13 protein-coding genes are annotated in these 8,067 nt (G+C 54.6%); 10 read left to right on the top strand and 3 right to left on the bottom strand.

Going from position 1 to position 8,067, the window contains the following annotated elements:
* Positions 1–27 precede the first annotated feature (27 nt).
* The 6 genes from OQ248_RS26990 to OQ248_RS26965 all read left to right on the top strand — a co-directional run bounded on the left by OQ248_RS26990 (position 28) and on the right by OQ248_RS26965 (position 3,154).
* On the top strand, positions 28–384 hold the full coding sequence (locus tag OQ248_RS26990; protein ID WP_265814712.1) for a hypothetical protein: 357 nt from the start codon (positions 28–30) through the stop codon (positions 382–384).
* Positions 385–503: 119 nt separating this feature from the next.
* Complete coding sequence (locus OQ248_RS26985; protein ID WP_265814711.1) at positions 504–821, top strand: hypothetical protein; 318 nt, start codon at positions 504–506, stop codon at positions 819–821.
* A 242-nt stretch (positions 822–1,063) separates the two neighbouring features.
* Entirely contained in the window at positions 1,064–1,435 is a 372-nt protein-coding gene (locus OQ248_RS26980; protein WP_265814710.1) for a hypothetical protein, read from the top strand.
* A gap of 69 nt (positions 1,436–1,504) precedes the next feature.
* Positions 1,505–1,777, top strand: coding sequence for a MafI family immunity protein (locus tag OQ248_RS26975; RefSeq protein ID WP_347710548.1), 273 nt, complete (start codon positions 1,505–1,507; stop codon positions 1,775–1,777).
* 184 nt (positions 1,778–1,961) lie between these two features.
* Positions 1,962–2,327 carry a hypothetical protein gene (locus tag OQ248_RS26970; RefSeq protein ID WP_265814708.1) on the top strand — a complete coding sequence of 122 codons (366 nt, stop codon included), beginning with the start codon at positions 1,962–1,964 and terminating at the stop codon, positions 2,325–2,327.
* A 230-nt stretch (positions 2,328–2,557) separates the two neighbouring features.
* Positions 2,558–3,154, top strand: coding sequence for a LysE family translocator (locus OQ248_RS26965; RefSeq protein WP_265814707.1), 597 nt, complete (start codon positions 2,558–2,560; stop codon positions 3,152–3,154).
* A 12-nt stretch (positions 3,155–3,166) separates the two neighbouring features.
* On the opposite strand, the gene OQ248_RS26960 is transcribed toward OQ248_RS26965, so the two are convergent.
* The gene (locus OQ248_RS26960) at positions 3,167–4,522 is read right to left on the bottom strand and encodes a PBS lyase (protein ID WP_265814706.1); all 1,356 of its coding nucleotides are present in this window, start codon (positions 4,520–4,522) and stop codon (positions 3,167–3,169) included.
* A gap of 78 nt (positions 4,523–4,600) precedes the next feature.
* On the opposite strand from OQ248_RS26960, the gene OQ248_RS26955 reads away from it, so the two are divergent.
* Together OQ248_RS26955 and OQ248_RS26950 are read left to right on the top strand one after the other, a co-directional pair.
* Positions 4,601–4,957, top strand: coding sequence for a hypothetical protein (locus tag OQ248_RS26955; RefSeq protein WP_265814705.1), 357 nt, complete (start codon positions 4,601–4,603; stop codon positions 4,955–4,957).
* 151 nt (positions 4,958–5,108) lie between these two features.
* Positions 5,109–5,804, top strand: a complete 696-nt coding sequence (locus OQ248_RS26950) for a tRNA (adenine(22)-N(1))-methyltransferase TrmK (RefSeq protein WP_265814704.1) — start codon at positions 5,109–5,111, stop codon at positions 5,802–5,804.
* Between the two features lie 62 nt (positions 5,805–5,866).
* Here OQ248_RS26950 and OQ248_RS26945 read toward each other — a convergent pair whose 3' ends face one another.
* Positions 5,867–6,460 carry an isochorismatase family protein gene (locus OQ248_RS26945; protein WP_265814703.1) on the bottom strand — a complete coding sequence of 198 codons (594 nt, stop codon included), beginning with the start codon at positions 6,458–6,460 and terminating at the stop codon, positions 5,867–5,869.
* A gap of 102 nt (positions 6,461–6,562) precedes the next feature.
* On the opposite strand from OQ248_RS26945, the gene OQ248_RS26940 reads away from it, so the two are divergent.
* Positions 6,563–7,444: a LysR family transcriptional regulator gene (locus OQ248_RS26940; protein WP_265815152.1), complete on the top strand. Its 882-nt coding sequence runs from the start codon at positions 6,563–6,565 to the stop codon at positions 7,442–7,444.
* 68 nt (positions 7,445–7,512) lie between these two features.
* Positions 7,513–7,677, top strand: coding sequence for a DUF2986 domain-containing protein (locus OQ248_RS26935; protein ID WP_085731841.1), 165 nt, complete (start codon positions 7,513–7,515; stop codon positions 7,675–7,677).
* A gap of 48 nt (positions 7,678–7,725) precedes the next feature.
* Here OQ248_RS26935 and OQ248_RS26930 read toward each other — a convergent pair whose 3' ends face one another.
* Positions 7,726–8,061: a DUF190 domain-containing protein gene (locus OQ248_RS26930; protein ID WP_265814702.1), complete on the bottom strand. Its 336-nt coding sequence runs from the start codon at positions 8,059–8,061 to the stop codon at positions 7,726–7,728.
* Between the last annotated feature and the right edge of the window lie 6 nt (positions 8,062–8,067).

Here is an 8,067-nt window from a genome sequence, read left to right as displayed (position 1 = left end):
GGTTGTAGTTCCCAGGAGGGTGTTTAAGTGAATTTGAACATTGATTTTCCTGAAAGCCTGATTGCAGATGAATTGCCGGTGCATAAACGCATTCCCTGTTTTTGTAAAGTCTCAACAGATTTTGAAATTTCATTTTCGGTCACTGTTCCTGAGTCATCAGGGCTGGTATCCGGCTGGGATCGTGAGGGGCTGGAACGTAGAGCCGTTGCTGGGGGGGGAGGTCGATATACTCACTTTTCCAATGGTTTGATTACACTGGAGGAAGTTGGCAAGGGTGTTTATAAAATCATTGACCTTGAGATGTTCGATACCTCTTTCGGTTGGTGCGCCGTATTGCTGAATGGAGAGTACGCACCTCCTGGAGATTTTTGGGATACAGAATAAGGAGGTGCAGGAGGGCTGATGATTTCGGCGTATAATCTTGAGAGAAAAAAGGGTGGGTTTATTTGATTTAATAAAGCTGTAAATTTTTGCTGTCCTTTTGCTTTGCCGGGGAAGTGAGAATGGCTGCTTACGATTTATATGGTGTCAAAGATTTGAGCGTTTCTGCAGCCAGTTTGAGCGTCGAGGAAAGTTTGAAACTCTCCTTTGAGCGGCGAGAAAGTTCGTATCATGGTGGGGAATATTATTTTTCTGGCAATAAAGAGTCAGAGCACTTTACGCTGAAAAATAATGTAGATCCTTTTGACGGGGAAGCTGTGGAACACGAATTTCCCGAATATCCAATTTTGTTATATGTGGATATGACCGATCGCGCAGAAGAGGTGAAAGGGAAGCTGGCGGTGGAGTTTCACCTCCTTAGGCATGAACTGCTTGATTAGCGTCGAGTCCTTCGAGTTCCTGGCACCGCTCGGTAATCGCTGCGGCCGACCACAGGCATTTGAAACTCCTGAAAAGGGGACGCCCCTTAGCCGGTCTCAAGTCAAGGTTGATGGGTGTGCCTTTCTGTACCTTTCTGTGCGGTCTAGATGAAAAGTTTTATAGAAACCCTTCGTTTGACCATATTTCACTGTTTTTTTAAAAAATGAAAAATATCTCGTATTATTGCTCTTTGCCGGACTCCATGTCAGAAGGTGAATTGTATGTTGAGTTTTTTGAGTTTATTAAAAGTTTCAAGAGCGTTAGGTTGGATAAGGTAAGCGTTGTAGATATTCTTTTTGAGCTTAGTGATCGTCAGTGGCATACGTATACGATCTTGAGTAACTCTTTGAAGAAGGAGTTGGAGGATATTTTAATATCCTGTTGGGATGGTGGTAATTTGGAATTTGTTGAGGGGGCTATTGCGGTCACTGCAAGACTCGGCCTTGTAGGTTTTTTTGATTTTCTATGTGCTCAGGCTGTTGAAGGGCTGTTGTTTGAAGTCGCAGAGGAAATTAGAGGGGCAATTGCTGAGTTCGGAGTTTCTGTGGCTGATCCATATAGTGGTATGCGGTAATTTTCAAAAAAATGTGGACTGAAAAGAGGAAGATTTATTTGATTTAATAAGTCTATTCCACTTTTTTAAGTGCAGAGGTTGGCTGTGTATCCGGAACGTATATTGGTTTTTGGCGTCAAGCTAAAGGGGCGGTTGGACACGCTATTTCTTGAGGGAGCACTGGATTACGTCAAGCACCATGAAGAGAATCTGGCATTGGAGATTCTTTGTGATCATATCTGCGAGTATGACGTGTTTCTCAGTGGTGAAGAGTTTGATGAGGTAAGGTTGTTGATAGTTGATATGGGACTTGATATGAACACGGCGCCCTTTAAGTATCTGGAAGGGATGGTCCGGAGGTGAAGATGCGGACAATATAGGAAGTGTTTGGTTTCAATGTGGTGAAAGTTCCAATGTGTTAGCGGGGGGCGATTGTCGATGGAGGAGGTAAAAGGGCTGGTGTCATTTAGTTAATCTGTCTTCTTTTGAGCGGCGCTATTTTGCTAAGCTTGCGCATCCACGGTTGTAGAGAATGGAGGGGCTGAATGTGTCAGTGGTGAAAAGTTATAAAGAAATACAGCTGTGGATTTTTGATTATTATCCGATTTACTGCCGGCTTAAAATCAGAAGTGGCAAGAAAAGAGGTTTTTCCTGGGTTGAGGGCGAGACGGAAGTTGGATATGCCCTGAATGAAATGGAAGACAGTTTCTCTCATCCAGTGGAAGAGATGATGTTGCAAATTGCAGGGCTTGTGCTCTCGGCCGGAAGAAGCCCTGCAATCGCTTTTGATATTGCGTGCATCAAAATAAAGGAAATAATTGCTCGGCACGGACTGGAGTCTCTCTTGGCACAATTGTCTGAAGAGGATTCCAGAGTGGTTCGGTCGGACCTGGAACTTTTGGATATTATTTGATGTTCTGTACGCCGGTGGGTTTGTCCCTCCAGGCTATCAAGTAGTCGTAACCGGTGGCGAACCACGAGTACATGTGCTTTTCGTCACCGGGGCTGGTGAGGATATTTAGACGTTGGCAGGCAGGAATTGGCCAGATCCCGGCGTGGCTCCTCAAGCGCTGCTCAAACCTTCCAGACTAATCGTCGCGCAACCGCGACCATGGCTCCCTGAACTGATCCGGAGTCCATGCCATGGAATCGTTGTTGCCTTTTCTGTTGTTTTCCTTCGTCGCCTCGATCACCCCTGGGCCGACCAATATTCTGGTGATGAGCCACAGTTCGCGGCGCGGGATGGTCGCTACACTGCCTATCATCTTCGGCGCCTGTGTGTCGGCGGCACTGGTGGTGCTGGTGGTCGGGCTCGGCGTGGGTGAAACGCTGCTGCGTTACCCCCGGGTGCAGCAGGCGATGGCCTGGGTCGGGGTGCTGTGGCTGAGCTGGCTGGCATGGCAGATCTTCCGCAGCACGCCGCCGTCCCTTGACCCGGCAACGGCGGGTGAAGAAGGGATCGGCGTTTATGGCGCCGCCGGCCTGCAACTGATCAATCCCAAAGTGTGGATGATGGCGGTGGCGGTGGTGAGCGTGTTTGGCGGGAGCGGTGACGAGAGTACGCGGATGGCGCTGTTGGCCTTTGTGTTTCTGCTGGTCTGCCTGCCTTGTATGACGGCGTGGGCGGCGCTGGGCGTGGGTAGTGCGCGGTTCTTTGGTTCGCCACGGGCATTCAGGCGCATGAATGCCGGATTGGCGTTTTTGCTGTTGCTGTCGGCCTGGCTGACGGTGTTGGTCTAGGTGGCTCAGGCATCAGCCAGTAAAGACAGTAACCCTGGCACTTTGGATGAGGCCACTTGCGGCCAGCTCCCTGAGCTTTTGCACCAGCGCACTACGCTCGGCTTTTGAGGTGACCGGGTCGATAAACTGATACTGATGCTCGCACCAGAACGCCACCTGACGAAGCCAGAATGCCTCGGCCACGGGCTCTGTATCCAAGCGTTTCAGCAGGTAGGCGATCTGTTGCCAACACGACATCAATTGCAGGACCGCCCGGCGGCGTTGCGCGGGGAGCTCATGCCAGTCGCCATCCAGTTTGGTAGCGACGCCGGCATTCAGTGCGGTCCAGGGCTGTTTGCTCAATAATGCGTAGGCGGTGAGAAACACTTTTTCCGATGGATCACTCAATGCACCAAGCATTGGCGGCAGATGTTCATCGCCCAGCAGGCGAACCGCCGCTTGTCGCACGGAGGGATAGCAGGAGCTCAGCGCCTCTGTGAGCCAATGCATCTGAAGACCGGTTTCAAGCTCTGCAGCCAACCCCAGTACGCCAAGCCAGTCGCGTTTTCGGGTGGGAAGGTCCTGACCGAGTCGCTGTTCCAGGACCTCCGGTGCATTGATCCCGTAACGCGGTGCTGCCCAACGCGCCAGACTTCGAATCGACGGAGAGGCATCGAGCAACGCCAATCGCAGCAGTGGGTGTGGGTCTTCACTCAAGGGAAGCAGTGCGCGCAGTATGCAGACACGTACTTTGGCACCCGGTCGCGACAGCGCCTCCAGCAATAATGGCGCGGCCTGCGCTGACGGCAGATCCTGACAGGCTGAAACGGCTGCAAGCCTTACGGTCAATTCACGGTGGGCGAGGGCGTTGCGCAAGAGCCTTTCCGGGCAGATATCCGTTTCCAGCAATAACGAGAACAGATAACGCGCGGCTTTTCCTTGTCGTGTGAGAAAGTTCGCGTAGACCTCTTCGCGGACTTCCAATGACTGAAGAACGGTACGGGCTGCGGTGTACGTGGGAGCATGGTCGACTCGCTGTCGCGCTGCCAGCGCCATGAGCGACTCCAGTGCAAACAGCAATGCGCAGGCCTGAGAGGGTTTCAGATAGTCGTTCAGGCCAGACAGCGCCAAATCGCGAATCTGTGGCACCCAATCGTTGAGCCGTTCTATCAGGGCTACGAGCGTCTGCGGGGAACATTCGCGACAGAGCTCTCTCACGGCAACTTCCCGGACGAAGCCGTTGTAGTGGGTGCTGAGATCTATCCATGTGCCGCTGCCGCTGGCGTTCGCGAGCAGTTCCAGCGCTTCGTCGCGCCGGTATTGCACCCAGGTGGACTCGGGCACGGGTTGCTTCTTCAGCCGGTCCAGCCATTCCCTTGTAGAGGTCACACATTGATCCTTGTGTATTCTTGCGGGCTGCCACTTTACCCATTTTCAAGCCAGTGAGCTTGTAGCCGGGAGTCTTGCATGAAACTGAATATTGATTTTCCTGAAAACATGATCACGGATGCGTTGCTCGAACATGCGCGAATCCCGTGTTTATGCAAGGTTTCGAGCGCATTCGAGATCTCGTTTTCGGATACGGTCCCTGAATCATCAGGGGTTGTATCCGGCTGGGATCGTAGCGAACTGGATCTGCGGGCCCCTGCCGGGGCGGGTGGGCAATACACGCACTACTCGAACGGATTGATCACGCTGGAGAAGGTTGCCAAGGGCATCTACAGGATCGTGGATCTTGAAATGTTCAATAGATGCGTTGGCTGGTGTGCTGTTTTAAAGGATGGAGAATATGCACCTCCCGGAAAGTTTTGGGATGAAGTATGAACCCGGCGGCTGTGGTAGCCGTTTATGCCCCTGACGAGATGCAAGACAGCTTTGCCCGCCGCAGCTTCAGGTCATGGAAATTTGAATTCCTCGGCGCAGCCCTCCAGAATTGCGCCCCGATCCCGGTTGCCCAAGTTGAAAGAGGTTGCGGTTGAACGAACAGACATTGTCCATGCGCCTGGAGCGTGTCGCTGCGCACGTACCCGCCGGTGCGCGCCTGGCCGATATCGGCTCGGATCACGGCTACCTGCCGGTGGCGTTGATGCGCCGTGGTGCTATCGAGGCGGCGGTGGCGGGGGAGATGGCGTTGACACCGTTTCGCTCGGCCCAGCGCACTGTGCGTGAGAACGACCTGGGTGAGCAGATCACCGTGCGTCTGGCCAATGGCCTGATGGCCATCGAGCCACAAGACGCGATCACCGCGATCAGCCTCTGCGGCATGGGCGGCGAGACCATCCGCGACATCCTCGAAGCCGGCAAGGCACGCCTGAGCGGCCGCGAACGCCTGATCCTGCAACCCAACGGCGGCGAGCAACCGCTGCGCCAATGGCTGATGGACAACGACTACCGGATCCTCTGCGAAGAAGTCCTGCGGGAAAACCGCTTCGACTACGAAATCATCGTCGCCGAGCGTGGCGAGCCGGTGATTTACTCCGCCGAAGAACTGTACTTCGGGCCGTTGCAATTGCAGGAACGCAGCCCGGCGTTTGTCAGCAAATGGCGGCACCGGTTGCGGCACAAGCAACAGACCCTCAACCACTTCGGGCGGGCGCGACACGGGGTTTGCGGGCACAAGGTGCAAGAACTCACACAGCAGGTGCGGTGGATTACCGCCGTGCTGGCCTGAAACGGCGCCTCCATTCGAGCGAGTCCGGGAAGGCGCTATCCCGGACTCGCCCGCTGACCGGCTCAGCTGCCAAAAGACTCCATCAACACCTGAACCAGCTCGCCACCCTCTGGCGTCGCCCAGCTTCCCGCCAGTTCGGCAATCAATTGGTTGGTGCTGGTCAGTGTGACCCCGGCCTTGTCCATGCGACGCAATGCGATGTCATCGGCCATTTTGGTCGGTGAGGCACCGGCATCGGCGACCACCTGGACTTCATAGCCATCACGCACCAGCGAGAGCGCCGGGTAAACGGTGCAAACGTCGTTGGTCACGCCGGCGATGATGAGTTTCCGGCGCCCGGTGGCTTTCACGGCGGCGGCGAAGTGTTCGTCGTCCATCGCATTGACGATGCCGAGGCGCTTGATGCGGCTTGCGAATGCGGTCGGCAGGATCTGCTCAAGCTCGCTCAGAAGCGGGCCTTGTGCGTGTTCTTCCATGCTCGACGTCAACACGACGGGCATTTTCAGAATGCGCGCGGCCTTGGCGAGCATCAGGGCGTTGCGCTTGAGTTCTTCAAAGGGCATCGATTTGGCCCAGCCCATGGTGCCGACCTGGTGGTCGATCAGCAGAAAGGCTGCATTGTCAGCGTTGAAACCTTCGGAAAAGGGTACGTTCATTGCGGTGCTCCTCAACAGTGTCGGGCGCATCTTCAGTCAATTCAAAAACGGGATAAATCCGGTTAAATTGAAATGACTGATCCACATATGGAGCAATGGGTGTTGGAATACCTGAATGACATGGCGTTGTTTGTGGAAGTCGTGAAGAGGCGTGGTTTTCGTGGGGCCGCGGAGTCTCTGGGCATGCCCAATTCAACGCTTTCCCGACGGATCAGTGGCCTGGAGAAATCCATTGGCCTGCGCCTGTTGCATCGCACTACACGCCGCATCGAACTGACGGAAGCGGGGCAGCTTTACTACGAACGCTGCAAGCGGATTGTGGAAGAGGCGCGGCTGGCTCACGAACAGCTGGGCGAGATGCTTGCCCGGCCGAGCGGCCTGCTGCGGGCCTCGCTGCCGGTGGATTTTGCCAACATTTATCTGGCACCGCTCATTGCGGAGTTCTCTCGTAAATACCCCGGCATCCACTTCGATTTCGACCTCACACCGCATCAGGCAGACCTGATCAGCGATCCTGTAGACGTGGTCATTCGCATGGGGGAGCCGCCAGACTCAAACCTGATCGCCCGCAAACTCGCAAGTCTGATACGCGGCTTCTACGCATCACCCGGATATCTGGATGTCGCCGGGGAACCGGAGCATCCCGCTCAACTGGTGAATCATGAATGCCTGAGAATGCGCGGTCCTGATGCTGACCGCTGGACGCTGACCAGCGAGAAAGGAATCGAGCAAGTGGCTGTCGGTGGGCGATTCGAGGTCAATAGCGTGGGCATGCTTCGGCGTCTGGCTTCTCTGGACCTGGGCATCGCGCTATTACCGGATGGCATCGCAGCGCAGGACGTGGCGAGCGGTTCGTTGCGGCGCGTCTTGCCGCAATGGCAAGCCCCTCCGGTCCCGGTCTATGCGCTGACCGAGACCCGGCTGCTGCCGGCCAAGACCCAACGCTTCATCGAGTTTCTGCGCGAGAGGCTCGATTGTGTGTAACGGATGCGGCGCAACCCGCCGGGTCGAAGCTGATATCATCCACCCACTTTCAAGCCAGGCAAGACACCATGAATCGCCAAAAGAAACTGCAACAACTCTTCAAGGAAAAGTCCAGAAAGGCCAACGCCAAACTGGCGCCGAAAAGCAACAAGCCCAAGTACATCAGCAAGGCTGACCGCTTGAAGATGGAAGCTGAAGCCAGCCAGGAGCCGAGCCTTTCCACTGAAGAGTGATGCAGGTTCCATAACCCGCATCGTTTTGGTTTTGTCTGCAAGCCGTCACTATGGCGGAGGGCTGCCGGCCTTTTTACCGACAAAGCCCATTTCAATCGGCGTCTTTATGTAAAACACCGAGATGTCTTCCGCCTCCAGCCGTTTGAACAGTCGTTCGGTCTCTTCCTCGGTAATCGCCATGCGAATCTCGGTCGGCTGATCCGCCAGCTCAAAAAAATGTGAGGAATGCAGCCGGCCCGTATGGCCAAAACCCTCGATGCCGGTGGAAAGGGTCGCGCCGCGCAGGCCCAGTTCCTTTGCCAGATCGACAATCCAGTCGCCAAGCATCTTTCCTTGATGGCGGCGGTTTTGTTGAGTGAAGAAAATCACCAGAAAACCTTTCATTTCGGT

The organism is Pseudomonas sp. COW5 (assembly GCF_026240005.1).
GTDB lineage: Bacteria > Pseudomonadota > Gammaproteobacteria > Pseudomonadales > Pseudomonadaceae > Aquipseudomonas > Aquipseudomonas kribbensis.
Note: the sequence above shows the minus strand (reverse complement) of the source record. Positions and strands in the feature narration are given on the sequence as shown.

Coding starts and splice junctions, on each gene's coding strand:
- OQ248_RS26985 (WP_265814711.1), top strand. CDS start 504: ATGGCTGCTTACGATTTATATGGTGTCAAAGATTTGAGCGTTTCTGCA.
- OQ248_RS26980 (WP_265814710.1), top strand. CDS start 1,064: ATGTCAGAAGGTGAATTGTATGTTGAGTTTTTTGAGTTTATTAAAAGT.
- OQ248_RS26965 (WP_265814707.1), top strand. CDS start 2,558: ATGGAATCGTTGTTGCCTTTTCTGTTGTTTTCCTTCGTCGCCTCGATC.
- OQ248_RS26955 (WP_265814705.1), top strand. CDS start 4,601: ATGAAACTGAATATTGATTTTCCTGAAAACATGATCACGGATGCGTTG.
- OQ248_RS26945 (WP_265814703.1), bottom strand. CDS start 6,460: ATGAACGTACCCTTTTCCGAAGGTTTCAACGCTGACAATGCAGCCTTT.
- OQ248_RS26935 (WP_085731841.1), top strand. CDS start 7,513: ATGAATCGCCAAAAGAAACTGCAACAACTCTTCAAGGAAAAGTCCAGA.
- OQ248_RS26930 (WP_265814702.1), bottom strand. CDS start 8,061: ATGAAAGGTTTTCTGGTGATTTTCTTCACTCAACAAAACCGCCGCCAT.